A 26,538-nucleotide genomic window follows, 5' to 3' on the forward strand; every position below is an offset into this window, starting at 1 on the left:
AATGAGTCGAAGGGTGCACGCAAGCCGCCGGCGTTACTGGATCACGAAACTGGAGAAGTGCACGGCATACACCTCGCCCCGGAAATCCGAGGCGATGCGCGCGCGCGCGATATCCAGGATCTGCTGCGCAAGCTTGCGCTTGCCTTCCAGCGTCAACAGGTCTTCGGCGTTCTTGGCGGTGAGCATCAACAGGATGTCGCTGCGGATGGGCGGGACGACCGCTTTCAGCGCGGTTTCGGCCTTGGCGTCCTTGACCTCGATCATGACGGCGATCTGTGCAAAACGTTCGCGATCGCGGTCCGCCAGGTTGGCCGTGAACATTTCGAGCGCGGCAAACACATGCTTGGACGCGTCGATCTTTTCGGGGGCCTTCTTGGCTTGTGCGGCTTGCGCTTGCGCGTCGGTGTCGTCGCCAAAGCTGTAGGCTTCGAGCTGCTTGTTCCGGATCAGAAAGAATGCCGCGGCGGCCGCAATGGCGACCAGAAGCAGGACCAGGCCGATGACTAGCAGCAGGGTCTTGCGGCGTTTGGGGGGAACAGTGGCCTCGGCCATGGAACGTCTCGCTGGGTAGGAATGACGCACCGAAAGCAGGTGCGAGCTTGGATTATGGGATGGCCCCGGTGGGCCAATCCGTGGAACAGGGAACGAAACCCGCGGTTATCTCGTGGAACGACCGATCAGGCGTACACGTTCAACAGACCGTTGCCGCGCCGAGGTGCTGCCGGCGTGGTCGTATCGCCAGCAACGCCAGCTGCAGCGCCGCTAGCGAGTGCTGACACCGCTTCGGCTGGCGCCGCGTCGGCGCGGTTCTGGCGACGGTCACCGTTGCCGAAATCCGCCAGCATCTGGCGCTGTTGTTGTTCGCTTCCGACAGACGTGTCGCCCAAGGTCATGCCGCCTGCGGCCAACGCATCGCGCAAGCCGCCCAGGGACGCTTCAAGGGCCTGGCGGGTCTGCTCGTGCGCGGTGCCGAACATAACCGAAGCCGTGTCGCCATCCATGCGGACATGGATGGTGATCGGCCCCAGCGCATCCGGCGTCACGCGCAATTCGGCGTTCTGCAGACCGTTGCCGGTCATCCAGCGCAGGGCCTCGTCCAGACGGCCCTGCAGTGCCTGACCGTGAAGCGAGGCGGGCGCGCCCGGAATGGTCGGGGAGTCGGCTCGGCTGTTGGCAGGGGTTGCGTGCGCACCGACGCCATGCGCCGGCACGGGAGTTCCCGCCGCATCGACCGCTGCGGTGGTCACCGCTGCGCTGGCGTCCGGGGTGCCGGCTGCGCCGGGCAGGGCAGACGCGCCACCCGATGCGGCGTCGCCCCCCAATGCCGCGCTGGCCGCCGACACAGCCGATGCCGCCGCATTGGCCACGCTGGCAGCGGCCGTGGCGGCTGCCGCCACGGCGGCAAATCCTGGCACGATGTCGGCGCCGCGCAGCAGCGCGCCCGCCGCGCCCTTGACGAGACCCGTGGCCGCGTCGGTGGCGGCGTCGGCGACATTGCCCCAGCCGTCTTTGGACGATCCGGTCACGCCATCGGCGCGCCGTCCCGATCCCCCTGACACCATCGATGCCAGACGATCCAAAAATTCCGTGTCCGTGGGCGCCTGGCCATTCAGCCCCGCCAGCGACAGCACGCCGTCGGCGGCCGTGGCGGACGGATCCACCGGTTTGCCGTCCAGACCTGCCGTGGCCGTGCCGGCCCCTGTTGCGGCGAAACCCGGCTGGCCCGGCAGGGGCACGCTGGCGCTGCCGTTGCCGCTGCCGTTGACTCCTTCACCGGACGCTGCACCCGCCCCTGCCTGCGCCGGCAAGGTTCCCGGAAAGCCCGGGTGCGCATGTCCCATCATCGCGGCAAACTGCGCAAGCCACTGGGCATCGCCCGGGCCGGCGGGTGCATTGGCCATATCGGCCGGCGCGCCGTCCTGGGCTGCGGCCGCGCTGCTGTCCTTGGGTGCGTTGTCACGCGCGCGCGCCGCGGCACGGGATGCCGCAGCCTGCGATTCGGCTGCCCGGTTCATGGCCGCGTTGAAGCTGTCGTCCTTGGCAGGCTGGGCATGCCGGGGCGGCGGCGCGGCAAACAGCACGTTGCCGGCCGACACCGGCGCCGATGCGTTGGACGCGGCGCTCATAGCGAGAACCCGCTGGCCGTGCTGTAGGCCTTGCGGCTGGCAAACTCGTCGATCTGCTTCTGGATCTTCTTCGCTTCGGACGAGGTCTTGCGATCCGTCTCGCGCTTGGCCAGGATTTCGAACGACTTGACCTTGCGTTCTTCTTCGAAGAAAGCATTACGCGTCTGCTGCAACAGGCGGGCGCACCGGTCCACTTCCAGCCGCTGCTGCTCCACCGCTTCCGACAACTGCTGGATGAAGCGGGAGTAGTTGCTGACGCGCGTGCCGTCGATGCCCGTGCCGGCTTGCGTGCGCATCCGCAGCTCGTAGTCGGCGCGGTAGCTTTCGATCAGGACCTGCCGTTCGCACGCGTGCTTGTGCGCAGCGGCGCTTCGGGCAAATTCCTGGGCGGCCTTGTTCTTGCGCTCGACGGCGAGCTCGATCAACGTGTGCAGGGTGGCGCTGGAAGCCATGATGCATTCCTCTCTTGCGTGAGCCGGCTCAGGCCTGGCCGCCGAACTGGTCGGCGATCAGGGCGAGTTCCGCGCAGCTGTCGGGGTAGGGCGCTTGCGCCTGGATCCCTTGCTGCAAAAATTGACTGATGGTGCCGTGCGCGGCGATCGCACGGTCTAGCTCCGGGTCGCTGCCCGGGATGTAGGCGCCCACCTGGATCAGGTCGCGCGAACGCTGGTACCGCGAAAACAACTTCTTGATGGTGCGTGCGCCTTGTTGCTGGCGCGCGTCGACGATGTTGTGCATGGCCCGCGAAATCGACTGCTCGATATCGATGGCGGGGTAGTGGCCCGTGTCGGCCAGCGCGCGGTCCAGCACGATGTGGCCGTCCAGAATGGCGCGCGCCGAATCGGCGATCGGATCCTGCTGGTCATCGCCCTCGGTCAGCACCGTGTAGAACGCCGTGATCGATCCCTTGCCGTGGGTGCCGTTGCCGGCGCGTTCCACCAGCGCGGGCAGCTTGGCGAACACCGACGGCGGATAGCCCTTGGTGGCTGGCGGCTCGCCGATGGCCAGCGCGATCTCGCGCTGGGCCATTGCGTAGCGGGTCAGCGAATCCATGATCAGAAGGACATTCTTGCCTTCGTCGCGAAAGTGTTCGGCCAGCACCGTGGCGTAGGCGGCGCCCTGCAGGCGCATCAGCGGCGCGGCATCGGCCGGCGCGGCCACCACTACCGACCGCTTCAGGCCTTCCGCGCCAAGAATGTGGTCGATGAATTCCTTGACCTCGCGGCCCCGTTCGCCGATCAGGCCCACCACCGTCACGTCGGCTTCGGTAAACCGCGCCATCATGCCCAGCAGCACGCTCTTGCCGACACCGGACCCGGCAAACAGGCCCATCCGCTGGCCGCGGCCCACCGTCAGCATCGCGTTGATCGCGCGCACGCCCACATCCAGCGGCCGTTCGATCGGCTGACGCTCGATGGGGTTGATCGATCGGGCCGCCAGCGGCGCGCGATGCGACGACTGGATCGGGCCCAGCCGGTCCAGCGGACGCCCGGCGCCATCGACCACCCGGCCCAGCAGCGCTTCGCCCACGGGCAGGTGCTTGGTCCGTTCTTCGGGCATGTCGTCGTCGTTCGGAAACGGCTCGCCTTCCCCCGCGTACACCGGGGCGTGCCGCGCCACTTCCAATGGCATCACCAGGGCGCCTGCGGTCAGGCCGTGCACTTCGGTCGACGGCATCAAAAACACCCGCTCGCCGTTGAATCCCACCACTTCGGCCTCGGCCGCCAGCACGTCGTTCTGGTAAATCAGGCAGGTGCTGCCGACGGCCAGCTTCAGGCCGACGGCTTCCATCACCAGGCCGGCAACCCGCGTCAGCCGTCCATGCACGGCGAGCGGGCTCGCGCGTTCCACCCGCGTCTGGCAGGCGGACAGGAAACGGCCAAGGCGAATGGCGGCGTCAGGCATCGCCCGCATCCTCGTCGTCGTCTTTTCCGTCGGCGTCGGTCACCCAGCGCGCGCGGGATCCCAGCGTGGCGACCACACGCTTCCAGCGCGTTTCGACCGTGCCATCGACTGCCGATTGCTGGGTCGAAATACGGCAACCCCCTGGATCGATCCGGCTGTCTTCGACCAGCTTCCATTGACCCAACGTCAGTTCTTCGCCCAGGTGCGCGCGGACCAGCTGGATATCGTTGGGATTGAGCAGCAGCTGCTTGCCCGTTTCGCCGCCGGTCAGTTGCGCAAAGGCGTCGCGCACCACGGACAGCACCACGTTGCTGTCCGTGCTCAGTTCGCGTCGCACCACCTGCCGCGCCACTGCCATGGTCAGTTCCAGCAGGGCCGGGGCCAGCGTGTGCTCGAACGTTTCGAATACGGCGCCCGCGCTGTCCGCCAGGATGCGCAACCGCTCGGTTTCGTCGTGCGCGGCCGACGCGCCACTGTCGTAGCCCGCGGCGTAGCCTTCGTCGAACGCTTCTTTCCGGATCCGTTCGACTTCGGCTGGGTCGACCGCGGGTTTGGGCTTGGCGGCCGGCGCAGGCGCCGCGGCGACGGGCCGCAAGGGTTCGACCGGACGCGACCGCGCCGCCAGAGAGTTGGACGCCAATTGTTCGGCCGCGATCTTCTCGGCCAGGGTTTGCGGACGGCGTCGATACTGACCCTCCGAACCCGCCGGGAAGGCCTTCAATTTCCAGACGGGCAGGTCCTCGCCTTCGTCGGCCGACAGGATGCGCCCGCGATGCAGCAGCCGGTCAGACATACTGTTCCTCGCCTACGCCATCGATGACCAGGTCGCCGGACTCCGCCAGGCGGCGCGCCACCTTGAGGATTTCCTTCTGCTGCGCTTCGACTTCCGAAATGCGGGCAGGGCCGCGCGTTTCCAGGTCGTCCCGCAATTGCTGCGCGGCGCGCGTGGGCATGCAGCGGAAGATCTTGTCGCGCAGTTCGTTGCTGGCGCCCTTGAGCGCCATGACCAGCGCGTCCGGCGTGACTTCGCGCAGCAGCATCTGCATGCCGCGATCGTCGGCTTCGAGCAGATTGTCGAAGGTGAACATCTCGTCGATGATGCGCTGGGCAAGTTCGGTATCCACCGAGCGCACCGACGCAATGATCTGATTTTCGTTCGTCGTGCCGACGTAGTTCAGGATGTCAGCCGCGGTCTTGATGCCGCCAAGCTTGCGGCGCTTGATCTGTTCGTTGCCCGACAGCATCTTGAGCAGCACGTCGTTCAGCTCGCGCAGGGCCGCCGGCTGAATGCCGTCCAGCGTTGCAATCCGAAGCAGCACGTCCGACCGCACCCGTTCAGTGAGGTTGTTCAGCACCGCCGCCGACTGGTCAGGCTCCAGATGCACCAGGATCGACGCAATGATCTGCGGATGTTCGTGGCGGATCAGTTCGGCCACCCCGGTCGGGTCCATCCACTTCAGGCTTTCGATGCCCGACGTATCGCCGGTGTGCAGAATGCGATCCAGCAGGAAACCGGCCTTGTCCGTACCCAGCGCGCGTGTCAGCACGTTGCGCAGGTAGGCATCGGAATCCGTGCCGATGCCGGTGTGGTCGCTGATGTCTTCTTCAAAACGGGCCAGCACCGAATCCATGTCTTCGCGCGCAATGCCCTGCATGCCGGCCATGGCCGTGCCGAGCTTCTGCACCTCACGCGGCGCAAGGTACTTCAGCACGGCCGCGGCTTCCTCTTCGCCCAGCGAGAGCAGCAGGATGGCGCCGTCGGTCACACCTTGATCGACACTGGAGGAGGGGGTCAGCATGGCGATGATGGGGCTCGCATGGAAAGAATTCGACAAATCAGATCGGCCGGCGTGAGCACGGTGGCTGATGTCGTCGTGGCGGGTGCGGTTGTGACGGGTGACGTCATGGCGGATGTCATCGGGGCAGCTGGCATCAAGGTGCCGACTGCGGGTCGTTCACCCACTGGCGGATGACATTGGCGACCACTTGCGGGTTGTCGCGGGCAAAGCGCCGCACACGTTCAAGCGGATCTTCGGCTGCTTCGACTTCGCCCGCCACGCCGGCTTCCGGCGGCAGATTCAAACCGTAATTGGGAACGACGGGTTCGGGCGGCGGGGGCGGCGCGGTCATCTGGCGGACGGCCGGCCGGATCACACCCAGAATCAGGTACAGCACGGCGATCGCCACGATCAGCCCGATGGCAATCTCGCGCGCCAGGCCGATCACTTCGGACTGCTGCCAGAACGCCACTTCTTCCGGCTTTTCCAGCGCGTTCTCGTTGAACGGAATGTTGATGACCGACACCGAATCGCGCCGGTCAGGACTGAAGCCGACCGCGTCATTGACCAGCGCCTTGATCTGGGCGAGTTCTTCGGGCGTCAGGGCCGTGTTCACCACGGCGCCATTGACCGTGCTGCTACGGTGGTTGACCACGACGGCGGTCGAGATGCGACGCACGCGGCCAACCGGCTCCCGCACATAGCGCACGGTCTTGTCGACTTCGTAGTTGGTGGTGTCGGCGCGCTTGACGCTTTCCGGCACCGGCGCATTGGGACGTGCGGGCGTCGCGGTCGGGTTGGTGGCGGCGTTGCCCGTGATCGGCGCCGTGGCAACGCCTGGCGGCGTATTGGACAGCGAACCCGGTACACCGCCGTTCGCGACCGGCACCGGATCATGCGATTCGGAAGACTGCCGGCTGCGGATGGCTGCCTGCGTCGCATCGGTATTGGGCTTGTAGATTTCGTCGGTCTGTTCGGCACGGCTGAAGTCGAGGTCGATGGCGACCTGGGCGCGCACGTTCTGCCCGCCAACAATCGGCGTCAGCAGGTCGGCGATGCGGCGGGTGTATTGCTGCTCCATCGCACGCAGGTATTCCATCTGGCTGGAATCCAGGCCCGACCCCGTCATTTCGCCCGACGACAGCAGGGCGCCTGTCTGATCCACCACGCTGACGGCACTGGTCGCCATTTCCGGGACCGACGAGGCCACCAGGTGCACGATGCCGGCCACCTGGGCACGTTCGAGCAGGCGGCCCGGATACATCTGCACGAGCACGGACGCCGTCGGACGGTTCTGTTCACGGATGAAGATGCTGGGCTTCGGAATCGCCAGATGCACCCGCGCCGACTTGACCGATCCCAGGCTCTGGATCGATCGCGACAGCTCGCCTTCCAGCGCGCGCTGGTAGTTCACCTGTTCCTGGAACTGCGTCAGCCCCATCCGGCTGTTGTCCATCAATTCGAAACCGACGTTGCCGGCGCGCGGCAGTCCTTGCGACGCCAGGCCAAGACGAATTTCATGCACGCGTTCCGGCGGCACCATGATGGCGCTGCCGTTGTCGGTCATCTTGTACGGGATCTTCTGGGCCTGCAGCGCCGTCAGGATGGCGCCGCCGTCCTGGTCGGACAGACCGCTGAACAGCACGCGGTAGGCGGGTTCACGCGTCCACAGCAAAGTCGCGGCAACGATCGCGATCAGCAACGGGATCCCGATCAGCAGTGCCAGCCGGTTGCGATTCGACAGGCGGCCCAGAGCCTCCTGGAATGGGTTCGTCCGTGCCGGCGAAGGCGCGTTGAGAGAGGGATCGAGAGCGTCTGCCATGACTGATGCGGAAATGCCTGGGTACTCGTGCGGATGCGTGGAATGCCTGTGCCGGATGGCGCCAGGCACGGGCACTGACCCATTCCTGAATACATGCATTACATGATGCAAAATGTCACAAGCAAGTGTCGAATAGACGCAGGATTACCCCCCACTTCTCCTGCTCTTGCGCCAGGGGTGCCCTATATCATTGCCCCATCTTTTCATCGCCGGGCTTCCACCATGGACCGCATCCAGAACGTCTTGTCTTCCACGCTGGCCGCATCGGAAGGCGCGTCCACCGGCATGGCGCGGGCCGCGCAGATGCTCGGACGCCCCGAAGCACTGATTGGCGGCGGCGCAGCGGAAGGTCCCGCGCCCAGCTTCTCCAACATCCTGTCCAGTGCGATCCAGTCGGTGAATTCCGCACAGAACCAATCCAAAGTGTTGCAACGGGGCTACCAGATGGGCGACCCGGAAGTGGGCCTCGAGCAGACGATGATCGCCATGAACAAGGCGAGCCTGTCGTTCCAGATGCTGACCCAGGCTCGCAACAAGGTGGTGCAGGCGTATACCGACGTCATGAACATGCCGGTGTAAGCGTGGTCACGGCGCCACGGCAGGCTGGTGTTGCTGCCGTCTCACATCCTCGGGCTCTTCTCTCTGTGTATTCCTGCTGATATGACTTCCCTGGCAGCGACGGCTGTTGCTCCGTCCCCACACGACTGTGTGGGTGGCGTCACGCTGTACCGCTATCGGCTGTCCGGGCACTCGCACCGCGTCCAGTTATTCCTGTCGCTGCTGGATATTCCTTGTCGCTCCGTCGACATCGATCTGTTCAAACGCGAACATCGGCAGCCCGACTTCCTTGCCCTGAATCCCTTCGGGCAGGTGCCGGTACTGATTGACGACGGGGTGGTCCTGACCGACTCCAACGCGATCCTGGTGTACCTGGCCAGCCGTTATGTGCCGGGAACGCCGTGGTATCCGGGCGACGCCATCACCCGGAGCCGCATCCAGCGCTGGCTGTCCGTGGCAGCGGGTCCACTGGTGTCGGGGCCGGCACTCGCCAGGCGGATCCGGGTCTATAAGCTCGATCAGGACCCGACCGCCGCGATCGATGCCGCCCACGGATTGCTGGCGGTGCTGGAAACGCAATTAAGCGCGTGGCCGTATCTCGCAGGCGACAGCGTCAGCATCGCCGACATCGCGTTATATACCTACGTGGCCCATGCGCCCGAGGGCGGCGTGATGCTGGAGGGCTATCCCGCCGTTGTCGCGTGGCTGCGACAGATCGAGGCCTTGCCCGGGTTCGTGGCAATGGGACGCCTGGAACGGGAATAGTCAGCGGCGATTCGCCGATGCCCCCGTCGGGTTCACGCCTGGCGCACTGACTGCGCTGCCCGTGCCTGCGCTGCCCCTGCCGGGGCTGCCCGTGCCGGCCACCGGATTTCCCAGGCCGGCCACCGGACTCCCCACTGGCAGGTCACCCGCCACCCGCGCACCCGCCCGCTCATCCTGCCGATAGACCCACGCCAGGACTTCCGCCACCGCCACATACAAGGACGGAGGGATACGTGCGTCCAGATCCACTTTCATGAGCAGATCGATCAATTCGCGAGAGCTGTGCACGAATACGCCGGCATCGCGAGCCTGCTTCAGGATGGCATCGGCCACCAGCCCGCTGCCCTTGGCCACCACGACCGGCGTCTTGCGTTCGCGTTCATATCGCAGCGCGACCGCCAGGTGGCGTTTCGGATCGGCCGTGTTGTCGCCCTCAAGGGGCGGGCCGTTACCCAGGCCGTGCGAGGTTTCGTGGGGAACACTCATGACCGATCCGCCGTTGATCGTGTCGCCGGCGCCACACTCAGGCCGGTCATCTGCAAGCCGCGGGCGTCCAACGACGTTTGCAGTTCGGCCGACGTCGACGTCAATGCCGCCTGCAGATCCCGCAGTGCCTGGCCCTTGGTGGTCTTGCCATCGGGCCGGACGGTCACATTCGCCTGCGTGCCTGCCAGCGCCACGTCGAGCTCGAGCTTGCCCAGATTCGGCGCGTCGATCTGGATCTTGACCCGCCAGGACAGCGGGATGTCATCGGACCGCGGCCCATTGTCGTCGGGTTCGATTTCCAGGGAAAACGGTCGTCCTTCCCAGGAACCCAGCAGCCCCATGCGCCCGGTTTCGAGCAGCGCAATCTGATCCTGGACGATCGGCCGGACATCGGCGGGAATCGCGCCCAAGGCGGCCTGCAGGCCCTTGGCGGCGCTTTGTTCGGGCGTGGAGGGCAGGGGCGCCATGTCCGTTGTTTTTCCGGCGGCATCCGGCTTGGCGGGCACGCCCGGCGACAGCGCAGCCTGCGGTTCGGCCCGCAAGGCATCCAGCGACCGCCGGCCTTCCTGCCATTCCTGCAGATGGGATTCGTAGAACAGTCCGGAATGTTCGACGGCGTGCTGGATTTTTTGCGCAGACGCCGTGGTGTCCGTCTGCCCGTCGAGCGCCAGGGGCGCCAAGGGCACAAGGCGTTGCGGACTGTCGGGAGACGAGGCCAGGGCAGACAGCAAACGCGCCGATCCGCTCAACTGGACGTTGACCTCACTCGACGCCGTCTTCAGTTCGGCCAATGCCGGCAACGCCACGGGAGCGATACCTACCCGGCGAATACCGGTGACCGGATCGATATCGGGCGCGTCCGCGATATCGCCAGCAGCGCCGGTTGCGGCGGCATCCGCAGTCTGAGCGCCGGCACGCACCCGCGTCGTGGCCGGACCACCCTGGGCAAACTCACGGGAATCGAGCAGCCGCAAAATGACGTTTGCACCCTCGGCGAGCGCCTGGCGCGTATTGATCAGGTACGACTTGCCGCCGATATCGACCAGTGCTTCGGACTCGCTGTTGGCCTGTAGCACCGTCGCGCGCACCAACCCCGCTGGTTGAGAGGGCGGAGGTGTCCGGCCCGATGACACATCAACCGGGCTGCCTTTGCCGCCGGGGCCGCTGGCCAGCTTGGCCAGGATCGCCTCACGGGCGTCCTCGCGATACCGTTCCCACGATTGGACCGACGTGACAGGACTGACCGGCCGTGCATTGCGCGCGTCAGTTACCACGGGGTTCTCGCGATACGTCGCGCCATCGGCAGCCTGTCAACAAAAGGGAAAAGCGGTCAGCGGAAGGAATGCGTGCGCATCCGTCCAGGTGTCGGTCTGAGGATTCTATCCAGTTCTGCCAGACGCGGCTGCGCCAGTCCGCGAATGGCTGCGTCGTCCGCCAGCACCTTGCGCACCAGGCGCATGCATTCGAGCCGTTCGGCCTCGTCGATCGGGACCAGACTGGCGTGCTTGAGAAAGTCGATCAAGCGCCCGCACGACTGCTCGCCCGCCGTCACGGCGTCCCAGTCGCCGCGCTCGGCGGCGTCCAGCATGGCGGAACTGATTTCAGCAAATCCCTCGTAAACGGATTGGAGGGTCGTCTCGGAACCCCTTGACGGGGTGTTGGGCGCTGCGGCGTGCACTGCGAGATTGGGCGACATAAAGGACCTGGATAAGGACCAAGAGAGGCGGGCGAGTGCCGTAGTGGCTGAGCGCGAGCCGGGATAAAAGGGCAAGAAACGGGTAGTTCGAAAACAACGCCGGTACGACAGCACCGATTGGCTGCGGTCGGCAGTATGTCAACGACTACCCACGACCGCCATTACGAGAAAGAACGTACGTATATCCGCGTAAGGAGCGACGCGCGAACCGCTGCCGCGCCGTCCGCAAGTTGATGCCTTACGCTGCCGCGTGGGCGCCAGGTTCGATAGCCAGCCAGCTGCTGCGCAAGCCGTCGATCATTTCCGCAATTTCTTCCAGTGGAGCGGCATCGTTGTCGGTGCTGCCCTGCAGAATGCGTCGGCACATGTAGTCGTACAGGCGATCCAGTTGAAGGGCGATGTCGCCGCCAGACTTGTGGTCCAGGCTGGCGCGCAGGCCTTCATCGATGATGCGGGCCGCGCGCGAGACGGCCTTGGCGCGACCAATAGGATCGTTCGCCGTGATGCAACCAATCGCCAGACGCAGGGATTCAAGTGCCCCGTCGTAAAGCATCAGAATCAGTTCGTGTGGCGTGGATACCGATACCCCGGTTTCGACCCCGACGCTGGCGTACGCCCGCGCGCCAAAATTTGCGAATCCCGACAAAGTGATCTCCTGCGCGAGGATGCCCGTCGAGGTCGGAGGGGCCGACCCTTGCACCACATCGCGTTACAAGGGTATTAACGGCTGGACACAAATATCCTAAAGGTGGAAATGAGGGGATTAATCCTGTCGTTTCCGCGTTTGGGATGTCAGCCGTTGCGCATGGATGCAAGGGATTCCAGCTGCTGGGTCAGAAAGTTCTGCGTGCCCTGCATGCCCGTGACCAGTTTGTCCAGGGCGGCAAAACGGGTGCGATAGCCAGCTTCAATCTGCACCAGGCGATCCTCGAGTGATTTCTGTTGAGCCTGAAGGATCTTGGTCGTGGCCCCGAGACCGTCCACGCGTGTCTGAATGGATCCTGTCTTGTCGACCATCGTGTTGATGGCGTCAACGAACCGTTTTGACAGGCCGACGGACCCCGCTCCGTTGGGGGTATCGGCAAACAGGTTGGCCACGCCCGCAGGGTCGGCTGCCATGGCCTTGTCGAACATGGCGGCGTCGAGCTTGAGCGTGCCGTCTTTCTGGAATGCCACGCCAAGCGATCCGAACGATGTGTACGCACCGGTTGCCCCCGCGACAGGCGCAAAAAGCTGCTCGCGCAGCTTGGCTGTCACATCGCGCACGATGCTGTCGCCGGCCAGCGGGCCGTTGGATGATGAAGTCGTGCCCTTCGTGGGGCTGGGGTTGTTGACGGACAGTTGCTTGGAGGTGTTCAGAAAGGCGTTGTACGCCGTGACCAAGCCTTGCACCGATGTCTTGACGCTCGCCAGATCCTGCGACACCGTCACTTTGGTGGTGCCTGTCTTGGTCAACGTCAGGGTCAGTCCGTCGATCGCATCACTGACGATGTTGTCTGGCTTGGTGATGGCCAGACCGTCCAGAAGGATTTTGGCGTCGCCGGCAGGCTGCAGCCGCGCCATCCCGGTCGCGGCCGAACCCTGCGTATAGGTAGGCGCCGTGCTCGGGTTGTAGTCGAACATCGACAAGGACGCGTCCGCCGGGGTCGTTCCGTCTGGCAGACCCTGGATCTGGAAAGACTTTTCGGCGCCGGTGCGGCTGCTGCTGAATACCAGGCGGGAGCCATTCCCGTCGTTCACCAGACTGGCCGTGATGCCGATGCCTGCCTTGTTGACCGCATCGCGCACGCCTGACAGGGTATTGGTCTCGCTGGTGATGGTGACGGTCTGGGTGGGCAGGTCGGCATCGGCGGTGAACGCGCCGTTCGCGACCTTGCCGAACGTGAACGACAATTGGCCCGTCGTCACCTTGGCGTCAGCCGATGTCAGCGAGCCGCTGACCGCTTTTTCCTGTTGGGCCAGTTGCAGGACTTCGAGTGATACGGAACCCTTGGCGGCCTTGTTCGTGGCCGTGACGGTGGCGATGTCCTTTTCGGAAACGGTCGCCGTGCCGCTGTTGAAGTTGGTGTCGGTCAGCTTGAGCAAGGCTTCACGGACCGACGTCAGCGATCCACTGAGCTGTCCGAGCGCGGACACCTTGGAGGTGGTCGCCGCCTCTTTCGCCTGCAGCTTGGTGAGCGGAACGGCCTCCGCGTTCATCAGGTTGGTAACGAGAGTTTCGAGGGGCAGGCCAGAGCCGGTCCCCAAATTGACGCCTACGGTTGCCATGGTGAATTCCTTGCGGTTCGGTTGCCGTCGATTGCGTTCAAGCCTTGCCCTGGAGCAGCAGCCCCTTGAGCTTGTCGAGCGACCGGCTGAGTTCCAGTGCTTCGACCGACGGGATCTGACGGATCACGTCTTGTGTAGTGGTGTCCACGATCTTGACCACGACGGTGCCGTTGTCTTCGTCGATCGAAAACAACAGATTGTTCGCAGCCATCGGGATGTACTGATTGAAGGTATCTACCGCGTCTTGCAACTGCCCGACGTCAGGCACCTGCGATGTCACTGGCAGTCCCAGATCGGGCGCCGCGTTGGCCGCCTGGATGACAACCGGGTCCGCCGCGGCAGGCCGGCTGGTGCCGGCTATACGATTATCGACAGGGTATCCAACAGGATTGATGCTCATGTTTGCTCCGGTGCGTTGTCGTCGCGTCGGGCCTGTTCAAGATAGCCCCATCGTCGTCCATGACTGATTAACGGATCGCCATCGGAAATCTTGAGCGCCGCGTGCCGGCCGAAGACTTTTGACAAAAGTCCCTAGTTGTCCTGATACCTGCTGCAACGTAACCACAACGGCCCGCATGTCGCCATGTGGGCCGTTGTGCCAGCCTCGCAACGGACCGTCGAACGCCCGGTCCGGTCAGGTCAGTTCCGAATCAACCACGCAGCAGCGTCAACACGTTGTTCGGCAGCGAGTTGGCCTGGGCCAGCATCGCGGTACCCGCTTGCGACAGGATCTGCGCGCGGGTCAGCGACGCGGTTTCTGCAGCAAAGTCGGTGTCCTGGATCCGGCTGCGCGACGCAGACAGGTTCTCGGACGTCGTTTCCAGGCTCGAAACCACCGAGCTGAACCGGTTCTGGATGGCGCCCAGGTCAGCGCGGGCTTCGTTCACACTCTTGAGCGCGGCGTCCATGGCCTTGATGGCGTTATCCGCGCCGTCGACGGTCGAGATGTCCAGGTTGGCGAAGCCGGTTTGCTGCGCACCCTTGGCAAAAGCAGTGGCGCCGGCCAGGGTTTTGCTGGAGCCGATCGTGAGGCCGGTTTCGTTAGCCAGAGTCGAGTTCGTCGTGCCGTCGAGCAGTTTTGGCAGCGCAGCGGCGCCTGCTGTGATTTCGACGTCCTTCTTGTCCGAAGTCAGCTTCAGGCGACCATTGTCAACCGTCGCAGTGACAGTCGTTTCGGAGGTCTTGTTGTTGATGGCGTTTGCCAAGGCGGACAGGCGGGTTGACTCGCTGGTCGTCGCACCGATGGCTTCGATCGAGACGCCGTTCACCTTGAAGGTGTCTGCAGCGAGAGCCGCGAAGTTCTTCGAGGCGGGAGTCGCCGGCTTGGTGACGGTGGTGCCGGCGAAGGTCGAACCCGTCGTCATGAATTCCGTCTTGCCGGTGTTGGCGAAACTCAGACTCGCGATATCCGCTGGTGCGGTAGCCGCAGTGCCGTCGGCCTTCAACGCGCTAACGGTCAGACCTGGAATGCCGGCATCATTGACCGCCTTGGCGATGTTGGTGAGCAGGGTGCCCTTGGCCAACTGCGTTTCAGTTGCGGTAGGCGTAGCCGCTGCCTTTGCGGTACTGACAGCGGCGACGTCCAATTGCATGCCGTTGACCGTAACGGTGCCGGCAGCGTAGTTCAGTGTCGTCGCCGTTCCTGCCGTAGGCGCAGTGATATCACCAACCGAAATCACCGACTTGCCGCTGACCGCAGCGACTGATTGACCGGCTGCCGCTGTGCCTGCCACGATGGCCGACGTGTCCTTGCTGGTCCACGAACCCAGTGCGTTCACATTGGCGTTGGCGATACCGTTGATGCTGATGGTCTGGCCTTGGTTGGCGCCGACCTGGAAGGCCTTGCTGGTGAAGCTGCCGTCGATCAGGCTCGTGCCGTTGAACGACGTGTCCTTGGCTACGCGGCCGATTTCAGACGACAGCTGTGACACCTCTTTTTGCAGCGCTGCGCGGTCGTCTGCCGAGTTGGTCGCGTTGGCGGACTGGACCGACAACTCACGAATACGCTGCAGGTTCGTACCAATCTGCGCCAGGGCGCCTTCAGCGGTCTGTGCCAGCGAGATGCCATCGTTCGAATTACGCACGGCCTGGTTCAGACCTCGTATCTGCGTGGACATGCGCTCGGAGATGGCCAGGCCGGCAGCGTCGTCTTTCGCACTGTTGATACGCAGGCCAGTCGACAGGCGTTGCAGCGAAGTCGTAGTGGCCGATTGCGACGAATTCAGATTGCGCTGAGCGTTGAGCGAAGCGATGTTGGTATTGATGACTTGTGCCATGACGTATCTCCCTGGGGGTGAGTCACATTTCAGTTGCGGGACCGATATGCCCGTTTCGTTCACCAGGACTCATCGCTGCATGTCGCGGCGCGGCCTGGATAAAGGAATTAACGGGTGGCACTTTGAAAACTTGGACACGGCGCGAGGCCAGTGTTTGAAAATTTTTCACGGCGTCGCGGAGATCAACGTTTGGCGCGGACCTCCAGGACAGCGAATGCACGCTACGCAATTGGCGGAAAATTCGTCAGGAGCACCTTCAATTCGTACTTTGGCTTGAAAACGACAACGGCCCGCATGTTTCCATGCGGGCCGTTATCGTTTTCAGGAACGGTCGAATGCGCCGGTCCAGGAACGCTGTGTGACTTATCCGCGCAGGAGCGTCAGCACGTTGTTCGGCAGCGAGTTGGCCTGGGCCAGCATCGCGGTACCAGCCTGCGACAGGATCTGCGCGCGGGTCAGCGACGCGGTTTCTGCAGCAAAGTCGGTGTCCTGGATCCGGCTGCGCGAAGCAGACAAGTTCTCGGACGTCGTTTCCAGGCTCGAAACCACCGAGCTGAAGCGGTTCTGGATCGCGCCCAGGTCAGCGCGGGACTCGTTCACGCTCTTGAGCGCGGCGTCCATCGCCAGGATGGCGTTGTCGGCGCCGTCGACGGTCGAGATGTCGAGGTTGGCGAAGCCGACTTGTGCCGTGCCCTTGGCGAAGGAGGTCGAACCAGCGATGTTCGTGCCGCCGGCAGCAGACGTACCTGCAACCAGACCGGTTTCTTTGAGCATGTCCGCGGCAGTGGCGGTACCGCCCACAACCACGTCGCCCTTGGTGGACGTCAGCTTCAGGCGACCTGCGTCGACGGTTGCCGTCACGTTGGTGTCGGCCGACAGGTTGTTGATGGCGCTGGCAACGGTGCTCAGACGCGACGCTGCGTTGCTGGTGGCGCCGATCGGGCCGATGTTCTTGCCGTTGATGGTGATGCCGCCGCCAGCGATGGCTGCGAAATCGCTCTTGGCTGGCGTGGCTGCCTTGACGGTCAGCGTGCCGGCGAAGTTGTCACCGGTGATCGAGAACTCGCTCTTGCCCGAGTTGGAGAAGGTGATGACTTCAGCACCTGCGCCACCGGTCACGGCTGCGGTCAGGCCGGGGATACCGGCTGCACCCAGCTTGGTGTTGATTTCAGCGACCATCGCGGTACGTGCGGTGGTGTTGTCGGTGCCGGCAGTCACGGCGGCCAGGTCGATGGCGGTGCCGTTGACAGTGATCTTGCTGGCAGCGTAGTCGAACGTCGTGGCGTCGGGTGCGGTCAGTGCCGCTGCGCTCAGGGTTGCGGTGCCGCTGACAGCAGCGGTAGGCGTACCCACCGGTGCAACGCCGCCCACTGCAGCCGTCGTGTCCTTGCTGGTCCACGAACCCAGTGCGTTCACATTGGCGTTGGCGATACCGTTGATGCTGATGGTCTGGCCCTGGTTGGCGCCGACCTGGAAGGCCTTGCTGGTGAAGCTGCCGTCAATCAGGCTCGTGCCGTTGAACGACGTGTCCTTGGCCACGCGGCCGATTTCGGAGGACAGCTGGGCAACTTCCTTCTGCAGTGCGGCGCGGTCGTCTGCCGAGTTCGTCGCGTTGGCGGACTGAACCGACAGTTCACGAATACGTTGCAGGTTGGTGCCGATCTGCTGCAGGGCGCCTTCAGCGGTCTGGGCCAGCGAGATACCGTCGTTCGAGTTGCGAACGGCTTGATTCAGACCCTTGATCTGCGTGGACATACGCTCGGAGATGGCCAGGCCGGCTGCGTCGTCTTTCGCGCTGTTGATGCGCAGGCCGGTCGACAGGCGTTGCAGCGAAGTCGTGGTGGCCGATTGCGACGAGTTCAGATTGCGCTGAGCATTGAGCGAAGCGATGTTGGTATTGATGACTTGTGCCATGACGTATCTCCCTGGGGGTTAGTCATATTTCAGTTTCGGGCGTGTGTGCCCACTTTATGCATCCGTTGCGTGGAAGCACCCACTTAACGATTTGCCCTTTTGGCCAGCGGATCTGCGAAGTGTCGCGGCCTGGATGATGCAATTAACGGGGGGGCGATTTGAAACTTTAGGCGGCGAGCGAATTTAAACTGATAAAAAAGCCCTAAAGTTTTTTGAATTCGTGCAGATCACGGCCTGGCGCGGGTTTCAAGGCGATGAATACACACGCAAAAAAAGACGACCGTGTCGTCAGGCGCGCCACATTGCGTGGCGGCAGCGCGTCAATCAGGGGAAATGTCGCCGGTCAGTCGGGCGTATCGAGCGTGAAATAGAAGGTGGCGCCCAATCCAGGCGCGCTTTCAGCCCAGACCTGTCCGCCATGGCGTCCAATGACCCGTTTCACAGTCGCCAGGCCAATGCCCGTACCCGGAAATTCCGCTTCGCGATGGAAGCGCTGGAAGGCACCGAACATGCGGTCAGCGTGCTTCATGTCGAAACCCGCACCGTTGTCGCGGACGAAATACACCGGAAAGGTCCCGCGAACGAAACAGCCGAACTGGATTCTGGGATGGTCGACCCGACCCGTGAATTTCCAGGCGTTGCTGAGAAGATTCACCAGCGCCGCGCGCATCAGACCAGGATCGCAGTCCGCATAGGTCGGATTTGGCAAAACGATCTTGACCTGGCGGCCTGGGTCCTGCGCGGCAAGTCCGCTCAGTATTTCCTCGACCATTTGCGTCAGGTCCACCTGCGCCCGAAGCAGCCCGCCCTGGTTGACGCGAGCCAGTTGCAGCAGGTCGCCAATCAGGCCATTCATTCTTTCTGCGTTGGACGCGATCTGCTGCACATATTCACTTCCGGTCGGTCCCAGCTGGTCGGCGAAGTTTTCTTGCAGCAGGCCAAGAAACCCGCCGATATTGCTCAGGGGCGCTCGCAGGTCGTGGGACACCGAATAGGAAAAGGCTTCCAGTTCTTCATTCGTGACGCTTAATTGCTGCGTGCGCTGGGCGACACGCTTTTCCAGCCCTTCCTGAACGCGGCGCGCGGATTCCTGTTGCTCCATATGCTGCGTCACGTCTTGTGCGTAGCCGGCAACGCCCATGGGTTCGCCCGTCTCGTCAAGCAGGCAATTCATGTGGATTTCAAACCACCGTGGCTCGCCCCGCACTGGCCATATCTGTTCAAATCGTTTTGGCGCGCGATTTTCAAGCAACTGCTTATGTCGCAATGCATACAGTCGGGCGAGGGCAGGGGGCATCACCTCGTCGACTGACCGCCCGATACACTCGTCCGCAGTACGTCCCACCAGTTTGGCGTACGTGTCCGTGACGTAGCTGTAGCGACCTGACAGATCAACGATCCAGGTGGCTGCAGGCATCGATTTGAAGAGGGCTTCAAGCATGCCTTGCTTCATTTCCGGTGGGGCAGAGGATTCAGCCGCAAGCGGCCGGGCGAGTTCCCGCATTGAATTCGTATTCAAATGAAACAAGTGAAACTGATTGTGTCGGATTAATTCCTACACCACCAGACTAATTAGGTAGACGTAAGGAGTATCCCTCTTCTACTTCAGGGAATTGTGGTTCGAGCTGATAATTTGCTCTATGTCCACCGCTCCAGTTTGGATGGTAGCGCAGTGGCGTAAGCCGCAGTACTAGTTGTGATGGACATTTCCATCAAGGGAACACGATGAACGCCAGTTTTGAAATCGCCGATGCTGTCAGCCTCAACGCTGGCGCTGCGCCGGAGTCTTCCGCGATGTCGCGATTGAATGCCGAAATTCGTGATGCCAATCTGACATATCTGTTGCTTGCACAACAAATGCTGCGCATTGATCGGGCCGAAGCGCTGTTTCGTTTGGGCCTTTCGTCCGAAGTGGGCGACCTCGTCGAATCACTGACAACCGCCCAATTGATCAAAATCGCGTCGACCACCATGTTGCTCGCCCGATTCCGTTTTGACGACTCCCTGGTCTGGAATCTCCTGGCCACGCCAAAACGCGATGATGCCCCCTCGCGCATGCATGCCGCCATCCTGATGGCGAGCCGTACGGCAGCCGCGGCCTGATCCGCGTCGACTGCATGGCGCCATTTAACCGCGCCATCCCTCTTTTCGTAAGTCAGGATCTGCCATGACTCGCGCTAAAAGCGTCTTGTCCGAAGCTCGCCAGATCGAGATCGCGTGCGAGCTTATCCAGCTCGACGCGCGTCTTCAGGTGCTGGAGTCCGAAGTGACGCTGTCTCGAGAGCGTCTCCTCCGCCTTTATCGGGAGATCAAAGGCAAATCGCCTCCAAAGGGCATGCTGCCTTTTTCCACCGACTGGTTCATGACCTGGCAGCCAAACATCCATGCCTCGTTGTTCATGAACATCTACAAGCATCAGTGCGGTCTCCCCGAGCTGACGCCGGTGGAATCCCTGATCCGTGCCTATCGCCTATACCGCGAGCAAGTGGTGCAGCTCGGCATGCCGGAAGTCCTGTCGATCACTCGCGCCTGGCGCCTGACCCGCTTCTTTGACGCCGGAATGCTGGGCATGACGCGCTGCACCAGCTGCAGCGGTGAATTCGTCACGCATAGCTTCGAACTCGCGCACCAGTATGTGTGCGGCCTGTGCCATATGCCATCGCGTGCGGGGAAGACGCGGCAGGCGGGCACCTTGTCCGACGCCGACGTGTCGGTCGAAGCGTAGGGCGTCAATTACGCGAATTTGCGTGTAACGCACTCAAGATTCCTGTCAGCCTGCCGAAAACGGGACTAGGACTTCGCGCGGATTGTGGCGAAGGGATTTTTAGGAGTGCGAGCGCATGCTCGTCATTATTGGCTACATCATCGTTGCGGTGTCGGTACTGGGCGGCTACGCGCTGCACGGCGGCTCGTTGGGCGCGCTTTTCCAGCCCTTCGAACTTCTGATCATCGCGGGTGCAGCCCTTGGTGCCTTCGTATGCGGCAACTCCAGCAAGGTCGTCAAGGCCACGCTCGCGTCCCTGCCCACGACGCTCCATGGCTCCAAGTTCAGCAAGCAACGCTACCTGGACCTGCTCGCCCTGTTGTACGAAATCCTGAACCGCGTCAGGCGCGAAGGGCTGATGTCGATCGAAGCCGACGTCGAAGAACCCGCCAACAGCCCCCTGTTCCAGAAATACCCGACTCTGCTCGCCGATCACCATCTGATCGAGTTCGTGACCGATTACCTGCGCCTGATGGTCAGCGGCAACCTGAATCCGCTTGAACTCGAAGCCCTCATGGACCAGGAAATCGACACGCATCATCACGAAGCGTTGATTCCTGCCGGCGCCATCCAGCGTATCGCCGACGGCCTGCCGGCCTTCGGTATCGTCGCCGCCGTCATGGGCGTGGTGAACGTGATGGGCTCGGTCGGCGAACCGCCGGCCATCCTGGGTGGAAAGATCGGCGCGGCGCTGGTCGGCACCTTCGTCGGCATTCTTCTGGCCTACGGCGTCGTCGGACCGCTGGCGTCGGTCATCGAACAGAAAGCCAGCGAAAGCGGCAAGCAATTCGAATGCATCAAGGTGGCCTTGCTGGCCAGCCTGAATGGATATGCCCCCGCCCTTGCCGTCGAGTTCGGACGCAAGGTCCTGTTTTCCACCGAGCGCCCCACCTTCGCCGAACTGGAAGACACCGTCCGAGGAAAGTCGGCCGCCTGACGGCAGCCGACCGATCGACCAGAGATCACCATGGCAGCCAAAGAAGGCGTTGCGCCCATCATCATTCGACGCGCTCGCAAGCGTCCCCATGCCGCCCATCACGGCGGCATGTGGAAGATCGCGTACGCCGACTTCGTTACGGCAATGATGGCTTTTTTCCTTTTGATGTGGCTGCTCACCACCAGTGCGGAAGCCGACCTGAAGGGCATCGCTACCTACTTCCAGACCCCGATCAAACTGACGGTGTCATCTGGCAAGGTGGCGGGCGACCCGGCCACGATCATGAACGCCGGCGGCCGTGACCTGACCCGTCCTGTCGGTCACAACCGGACCGCCGACGCCGACCTCGAGCGGCGCGAACGGCGTCAGCTGGAATCCTTCAAGACCCAGCTTGAAAGCCTGGTTGCAGGGCAGGCGACCTTGAAGCAGTTCAAGGACCAGATCCTGATGGACATTACCGACGAAGGATTGCGGATCCAGATCGTCGACGAAAAGAATCGTCCCATGTTCGACACCGGCAAGACGGTGCTCAAGGACTACAGCAAGATCATTCTGGCGGAACTGGCCCGCGCGTTGAACGGCGTCCCCAACAAGCTATCGATTTCCGGTCACACCGACGCGACGGCCTATGCCGGCGGCGACGCAGGCTACAGCAACTGGGAACTGTCGGCTGACCGAGCCAATGCGGCGCGCCGCACCATGCTGTCGGCCGGCATGGATCCGACCAAGGCGTTGCGGGTCGTCGGCCTGTCCGATTCCGTGCCGTTTACCGAAGTCGATCCCCGTGCACCGCAAAATCGGCGCATCAGTATCGTGGTGCTGAACAAACGCAGTGAAGAATTCCTCAAGAAAGGCGGGGTTTCGGCCGATGTTCCAGCCATCCCCGAAGCACTGGAAGTTGAAGGGGCACCCTGGCGCGTCTCCGCGACCACGGACGCACGTTAATCATTATTTAGGCCGGGGCAACCCGGTCGGTTTGGAGGAAGATCATGGGTGCCGGTGACAATCGGTTGATGGATATGGTCGACGAAAAAGCGCGGCTGGCAGGCTCCAACAAAATGGAACTGCTGCTGTTTTCGTTGGGCGGCAATGAAGTATTCGGCATCAATGTGTTCAAGGTTCGCGAAGTGTGCGAAACCATTGCCATCACCAAGACGCCGAATGTCCCGCGTGGTGTGGAAGGCATCATCTCGCTGCGTGGCGCGATCCTGCCCGTGATCGACCTGGCAACCGCCATCAACATGCAGATCGATGCCCCGCGCACCAAGCTGTTGATCACGGAATTTTCCAGCCACACCCAGGCGTTCCTGGTGGCGGACGTGGACCGTATCGTTCGTGTGGACTGGGAAAAGGTGAAGTCGCCCCAGTCGATGCCCACCAGCAACATGACGTTCATGACGGCGCTGACCGAGCTGGCCGACGGCAAGCTGGTCTCGATCCTGGATGTGGAACAGATCCTGGCGTCGGTGATTGGCGAAGACAAGATCCCGACCGAGATCCTGCCAGTCGACGCGGACATCAAATCGAACGTGTTCTTTGCCGACGATTCCGTGCTGGCACGCAAGAAGATCACCGAAGTGCTTGACCGGATGGGCCTGCCGCACCAGCACGCCATCAACGGCGCCGAGGCGTGGGACAAGCTGAAGGGCATCGCTGCGCGCTGCGACGCCGAAAAGATTCCGCTCGACCTGTCGCTCGGCATGATCCTGGTTGACGCCGAAATGCCGGAAATGGACGGTTATGTCCTGACGCGCCACATCAAGTCCGACTCGCGCTTTGCCGGCATTCCCGTCGTCATGCACTCGTCGCTGTCGTCTGTCGCGAACAAGAAGCTGGGTCAGCAAGTGGGCGTTGACGCCTACGTGGCCAAGTTCCACCCGACCGAGCTGTCTACTATGATCGCCGCTCAACTCACCCACGTAAAGGCTAGAAAGGGAGCAAATGAAGCCTGACGATCTCAAGTTCCTCATCGTCGATGACTTCTCGACGATGCGGCGAATTGTCCGCAACCTCCTGAAAGAGTTGGGATACAACAACGCCGACGAGGCCGAAGACGGCCAGATCGCGTTGGGTAAGCTGCGCACCGGAATTTTCAATTTCGTTGTCAGCGATATCAACATGCCCAACATGAACGGCTTCGAGCTGCTTCGGGAGATTCGCGCCGATGACAACCTCAAGAAATTGCCTGTCCTGTTGGTGACGGCAGAGGCCAAGAAAGAAGACATCGTCCTCGCGGCGCAGATTGGCGCAAACGGCTACATCGTGAAGCCGTTCACCAAGGCAACGCTCGAAGACAAACTGACAAAAATCGTCCAGAAAATGAACGGGAGCGCGTGATGGCCAACGCCCGCGACAATGAAGACCTCGAAGCGTTGTTCGATCAGATCTCGTCCGAAACTCTTGCACGTATCAACGACGAGAGCGCCCCGTCCGCAGCGGCGGCAGTGCCAGCCGCGCCGGTAGCCGTCTCGGCACCGGCTGCCAGCAGCAGTGCCGCCAGCAACGTCACCAGCCATGCCGCGGGCAACGCGCCTGGCATCGCTTCCGGTGAACTGGGCGAAGCCGAACAGGCCGAGTTCTATCAACGCGTGGGCGCGCTGACGCGTCAGTTGCATGACGCGCTGCGCGAGCTGGGGTATCACCAGAAAGTCGAGCAGGCGGTCAATTCGCTGCCCGACACCCGTCAGCGCCTGGACTATATTGCCCGCCTGACCGGGCAAGCCGCCGAGCGCGCGCTGTCCAACGTCGAGAAGGGCCACGACATCCAGTCGCGCGTCGAAGCCGATGCGTCGGCGCTCGACGCCCAGTGGACCAAGTTGTACGCACGGACCTTGTCGGTCGACGAGTTCAAGCAGGTGGCAAGCGACACGCACGCCTATCTGCGCCGCTCGGCCCAGGATTCCCAGGCCACGCAAGCGCTGTTCACCGACATCATGATGGCGCAGGATTTCCATGACCTGACGGGTCAGGTCATCCAGAAAGTGCTCAAGCTGGCTCAGGACTTCGAAGAACAGCTGGTCATGCTGCTGATCGAAAGCACCCCCGCAGACAAGCGTCCGGCCGCCCATGGCGAATGGATGAACGGTCCCGTGGTCGACACATCAGGGCGTGACGATATCGTCACGGATCAGGCCCAGGTCGATGACCTGTTGGAAAGCCTGGGTTTTTGAGCGAGAAGATAGTGTCCGCCTTTGCCGAAATGCAGGATTTGCTGTCAGATTTCCTGACGGAAGCGTCCGATCTGCTCGATGACGTCGATATCGGTCTGCTTGACCTCGAACAGCGGCCCCACGACACGGGGTTGCTGAACCAGGTCTTCCGCGGATTCCATACCGTCAAGGGCGGCGCGGGCTTCCTTGATGCGACGCCGTTGGTCGAACTGTGTCATCGCGGTGAAAACCTGCTCGACCTGCTGCGCAGTCACGTGCTGGTGATCACCCCGGAAATCATGGATTTGATCCTGGCGGCGACGGGTGAAGTTCGCCGCATGTTTGGCGAGATGGAACGGGGCACCATGCCCGAAGCGGCGCCGCAAGCGTTGCTGCTGGCACTTGAAGCAGCCGCACGCGGCGAGACCGTCGACACCAGCGCGCTGCGCGGCATCGTGGCTGAAAGCATCGAGCCGCACATGGCGCCTGTGATGGCGCTGGACCACAACGAGCCCGACTGGCTGGGTTACTACCGCGCTGCCTTCGGCGAACCGCCGGCGGTGGCAGGGCAGGGGGCTGGCGCAGCACCCGTTCCGGCATCCGGCGCTGCGCCGGCCCCGGCCGGTGCGCAGGCCGCTGCAGGCTCGCCTGCAGGTGTTCCCACCGCCAAGCAGGCCGCCAAGCCGTACCGTGCCGACATGCTGGCGCCGCCCGCGGCGACGGCCGTTGTCAAGGATTCTACGATTCGTGTCGATACGGCGCGTTTCGACCAGATCCTGAACCTGTCGGGCGAAATCGGCCTGACCAAGAACCGTTTGAGCTGCCTGCGCGACGCCCTCGTGGCCAACCGCGCTGATGACGACATCACCGAGACGCTGGACGTCGTGTTCAGCCAGCTCGATACGCTGGTGTCCGACCTGCAGTCCGCGGTCATGATGGCGCGGATGCAGCCGGTCGGCCGCGTGTTCCAGAAGTACTCGCGCCTCGCTCGCGATCTGGCGCGGCAACTTGAAAAGGATGTCGAGCTGGTCATCACTGGCGGCGAGACCGAGGTCGACAAGACCATCCTCGACGAACTGAACGATCCGCTGGTCCACCTGATCCGCAATGCCGTCGACCACGGTATCGAAACGATGGTGGAACGCCGGTCGGTCGGCAAGTCGCCCCGCGGCAAGCTCCACCTGTCCGCGCGGCAGACGGGCGACTCGATCGTGATCGAAGTGTCCGATGACGGGCGCGGGATGGATCCCGAACACATCCGCCGCAAGGCGGTGGAAAAGGGTGTCATCAGTGCCGAAGAAGCGTCGCTGCTTGACCACTCGCAGTGCCTGAAGCTGATTTTCCTGCCGGGGTTTTCGACCCGCGCCGAGGTCAGCGATCTGTCGGGCCGGGGTGTCGGGATGGACGTCGTCAAGACGAACATCGAAAAGCTCAAGGGTCAGATTGACCTGCAATCGTCCCCAGGCATGGGTTCGCACATTGTGGTGTCGCTGCCACTGACGCTGGCGATCCTGCCTGTCCTGATGCTCAAGCTTGTCGATCAGCCATATGCGATCCCGCTGTCCGCCGTGCGTGAAATCATCCCGCTCCGCCAGGAAGAGATGCACAACGTCGGCAACGCGCAGGCCATGACGATCCGCGGTGAAGTATTGCCCGTGATCGATCTGGCGGTGCTGCTGGGACGCGCCCGCAAGGCGCCGCCGACATTGGCCGTGGTGCTGGCCTATGGCGACCGGCAACTGGTGCTTGGCGTCGATGGTTTCATCGGCCAGGACGAGGTCATGATCAAGCCGCTGGAAGGCATCCATCCGAAAGGTGTCGCTGGCGCAACGCTTTCGGGCGACGGCACGCTCGTGCTGGTGCTGGAAATGAAGCAACTTCTCGACGGTCTGTTCTGACGTCAACCCGCGCCGGACCGCGCTCTGCAAGGGCGCGGAGCCGGTCGCGGTCATTCGCGGGTCCGCCAGCCATTCGGCTCATTGGATAAGCCCCGGTTTCCGCTGTCTGTTCATCGTTTTGCCTGTTACGCGTAACGGAAATAATGGGTTACGTATTGAAGGATTAATCCCGCGTCTCTCGTGTCGCGGCTTCCTT

26 protein-coding genes are annotated in these 26,538 nt (G+C 62.9%); 10 read left to right on the plus strand and 16 right to left on the minus strand.

The annotated features are described in order from the left end of the window. Positions 1-33: 33 nt before the first annotated feature. The 7 genes from HD883_RS26295 to fliF all read right to left on the minus strand — a co-directional run bounded on the left by HD883_RS26295 (position 34) and on the right by fliF (position 7,631). On the minus strand, positions 34-552 hold the full coding sequence (locus HD883_RS26295; protein ID WP_179590085.1) for a flagellar basal body-associated FliL family protein: 519 nt from the start codon (positions 550-552) through the stop codon (positions 34-36). Between the two features lie 125 nt (positions 553-677). Next, entirely contained in the window at positions 678-2,126 is a 1,449-nt protein-coding gene (locus tag HD883_RS26300) for a flagellar hook-length control protein FliK (protein WP_179590083.1), read from the minus strand. Continuing rightward, a complete protein-coding gene (gene fliJ, locus HD883_RS26305; protein ID WP_179590081.1) occupies positions 2,123-2,578 on the minus strand; it encodes a flagellar export protein FliJ in 456 nt (151 codons plus the stop codon). The genes HD883_RS26300 and fliJ overlap by 4 nt, the downstream gene beginning before the upstream one ends. A 28-nt stretch (positions 2,579-2,606) precedes the next feature. Beyond that, complete coding sequence (fliI, locus tag HD883_RS26310) at positions 2,607-4,031, minus strand: flagellar protein export ATPase FliI (RefSeq protein ID WP_179590079.1); 1,425 nt, start codon at positions 4,029-4,031, stop codon at positions 2,607-2,609. After that, complete coding sequence (locus tag HD883_RS26315) at positions 4,024-4,824, minus strand: flagellar assembly protein FliH (protein WP_179590077.1); 801 nt, start codon at positions 4,822-4,824, stop codon at positions 4,024-4,026. Before HD883_RS26315 ends, fliI begins: the two co-directional genes overlap by 8 nt. Continuing rightward, the gene (gene fliG, locus HD883_RS26320) at positions 4,817-5,830 is read right to left on the minus strand and encodes a flagellar motor switch protein FliG (RefSeq protein WP_179590075.1); all 1,014 of its coding nucleotides are present in this window, start codon (positions 5,828-5,830) and stop codon (positions 4,817-4,819) included. Before fliG ends, HD883_RS26315 begins: the two co-directional genes overlap by 8 nt. Before the next feature lie 133 nt (positions 5,831-5,963). Next, on the minus strand, positions 5,964-7,631 hold the full coding sequence (gene fliF / locus HD883_RS26325) for a flagellar basal-body MS-ring/collar protein FliF (protein ID WP_179590074.1): 1,668 nt from the start codon (positions 7,629-7,631) through the stop codon (positions 5,964-5,966). A 222-nt stretch (positions 7,632-7,853) separates the two neighbouring features. Between fliF and fliE the strand changes: the two genes are divergently transcribed. Further along, positions 7,854-8,210 carry a flagellar hook-basal body complex protein FliE gene (fliE, locus tag HD883_RS26330; protein WP_257022695.1) on the plus strand — a complete coding sequence of 119 codons (357 nt, stop codon included), beginning with the start codon at positions 7,854-7,856 and terminating at the stop codon, positions 8,208-8,210. Positions 8,211-8,291: 81 nt separating this feature from the next. After that, complete coding sequence (locus tag HD883_RS26335; protein ID WP_179590072.1) at positions 8,292-8,954, plus strand: glutathione S-transferase family protein; 663 nt, start codon at positions 8,292-8,294, stop codon at positions 8,952-8,954. On the opposite strand, the gene HD883_RS26340 is transcribed toward HD883_RS26335, so the two are convergent. The 9 genes from HD883_RS26340 to HD883_RS26380 form a co-directional block, all read right to left on the minus strand. Continuing rightward, positions 8,955-9,440 (minus strand): EscU/YscU/HrcU family type III secretion system export apparatus switch protein, encoded by a 486-nt coding sequence (locus HD883_RS26340; RefSeq protein ID WP_179590070.1) that lies wholly within the window; start codon positions 9,438-9,440, stop codon positions 8,955-8,957. It lies immediately after the preceding gene. Continuing rightward, complete coding sequence (gene fliK / locus HD883_RS26345; RefSeq protein WP_179590068.1) at positions 9,437-10,714, minus strand: flagellar hook-length control protein FliK; 1,278 nt, start codon at positions 10,712-10,714, stop codon at positions 9,437-9,439. The genes HD883_RS26340 and fliK overlap by 4 nt, the downstream gene beginning before the upstream one ends. A gap of 56 nt (positions 10,715-10,770) precedes the next feature. Next, the gene (locus tag HD883_RS26350) at positions 10,771-11,028 is read right to left on the minus strand and encodes a flagellar protein FliT (protein WP_179590066.1); all 258 of its coding nucleotides are present in this window, start codon (positions 11,026-11,028) and stop codon (positions 10,771-10,773) included. A gap of 346 nt (positions 11,029-11,374) precedes the next feature. Continuing rightward, positions 11,375-11,782 (minus strand): flagellar export chaperone FliS, encoded by a 408-nt coding sequence (gene fliS, locus HD883_RS26355; protein WP_179590064.1) that lies wholly within the window; start codon positions 11,780-11,782, stop codon positions 11,375-11,377. 146 nt (positions 11,783-11,928) lie between these two features. Next, complete coding sequence (gene fliD / locus HD883_RS26360; RefSeq protein WP_179590062.1) at positions 11,929-13,404, minus strand: flagellar filament capping protein FliD; 1,476 nt, start codon at positions 13,402-13,404, stop codon at positions 11,929-11,931. 37 nt (positions 13,405-13,441) lie between these two features. Further along, entirely contained in the window at positions 13,442-13,804 is a 363-nt protein-coding gene (locus tag HD883_RS27885) for a flagellar protein FlaG (protein ID WP_179590060.1), read from the minus strand. Between the two features lie 250 nt (positions 13,805-14,054). Then, positions 14,055-15,680 carry a flagellin N-terminal helical domain-containing protein gene (locus HD883_RS26370; protein ID WP_179590770.1) on the minus strand — a complete coding sequence of 542 codons (1,626 nt, stop codon included), beginning with the start codon at positions 15,678-15,680 and terminating at the stop codon, positions 14,055-14,057. A 363-nt stretch (positions 15,681-16,043) separates the two neighbouring features. Continuing rightward, entirely contained in the window at positions 16,044-17,594 is a 1,551-nt protein-coding gene (locus tag HD883_RS26375) for a flagellin N-terminal helical domain-containing protein (protein WP_179590058.1), read from the minus strand. Between the two features lie 343 nt (positions 17,595-17,937). Then, complete coding sequence (locus HD883_RS26380; RefSeq protein WP_179590056.1) at positions 17,938-19,035, minus strand: sensor histidine kinase; 1,098 nt, start codon at positions 19,033-19,035, stop codon at positions 17,938-17,940. Between the two features lie 353 nt (positions 19,036-19,388). Here HD883_RS26380 and flhD point away from each other — a divergent pair, with 353 nt between their 5' ends. From flhD to HD883_RS26420, 8 genes are all read left to right on the plus strand, one after another. Then, entirely contained in the window at positions 19,389-19,697 is a 309-nt protein-coding gene (flhD, locus tag HD883_RS26385) for a flagellar transcriptional regulator FlhD (protein WP_179590768.1), read from the plus strand. Positions 19,698-19,761: 64 nt separating this feature from the next. Next, complete coding sequence (gene flhC / locus HD883_RS26390; protein WP_179590054.1) at positions 19,762-20,319, plus strand: flagellar transcriptional regulator FlhC; 558 nt, start codon at positions 19,762-19,764, stop codon at positions 20,317-20,319. A gap of 115 nt (positions 20,320-20,434) precedes the next feature. After that, positions 20,435-21,295: a flagellar motor stator protein MotA gene (gene motA / locus HD883_RS26395; protein WP_179590052.1), complete on the plus strand. Its 861-nt coding sequence runs from the start codon at positions 20,435-20,437 to the stop codon at positions 21,293-21,295. Positions 21,296-21,325: 30 nt separating this feature from the next. Beyond that, positions 21,326-22,240: a flagellar motor protein MotB gene (gene motB, locus HD883_RS26400; RefSeq protein WP_179590050.1), complete on the plus strand. Its 915-nt coding sequence runs from the start codon at positions 21,326-21,328 to the stop codon at positions 22,238-22,240. A 44-nt stretch (positions 22,241-22,284) separates the two neighbouring features. Then, positions 22,285-23,247, plus strand: coding sequence for a chemotaxis protein (locus HD883_RS26405; RefSeq protein WP_179590048.1), 963 nt, complete (start codon positions 22,285-22,287; stop codon positions 23,245-23,247). After that, a complete protein-coding gene (gene cheY / locus HD883_RS26410; RefSeq protein ID WP_179590046.1) occupies positions 23,237-23,632 on the plus strand; it encodes a chemotaxis response regulator CheY in 396 nt (131 codons plus the stop codon). Before HD883_RS26405 ends, cheY begins: the two co-directional genes overlap by 11 nt. Further along, positions 23,632-24,465 (plus strand): protein phosphatase CheZ, encoded by an 834-nt coding sequence (gene cheZ, locus HD883_RS26415; RefSeq protein WP_179590044.1) that lies wholly within the window; start codon positions 23,632-23,634, stop codon positions 24,463-24,465. The genes cheY and cheZ overlap by 1 nt, the downstream gene beginning before the upstream one ends. After that, positions 24,462-26,342 carry a chemotaxis protein CheA gene (locus tag HD883_RS26420; protein WP_257022696.1) on the plus strand — a complete coding sequence of 627 codons (1,881 nt, stop codon included), beginning with the start codon at positions 24,462-24,464 and terminating at the stop codon, positions 26,340-26,342. The genes cheZ and HD883_RS26420 overlap by 4 nt, the downstream gene beginning before the upstream one ends. Positions 26,343-26,538 lie beyond the last annotated feature (196 nt).

Source organism: Pigmentiphaga litoralis (genome assembly GCF_013408655.1).
GTDB classification, from domain to species: domain Bacteria; phylum Pseudomonadota; class Gammaproteobacteria; order Burkholderiales; family Burkholderiaceae_B; genus Pigmentiphaga; species Pigmentiphaga litoralis_A.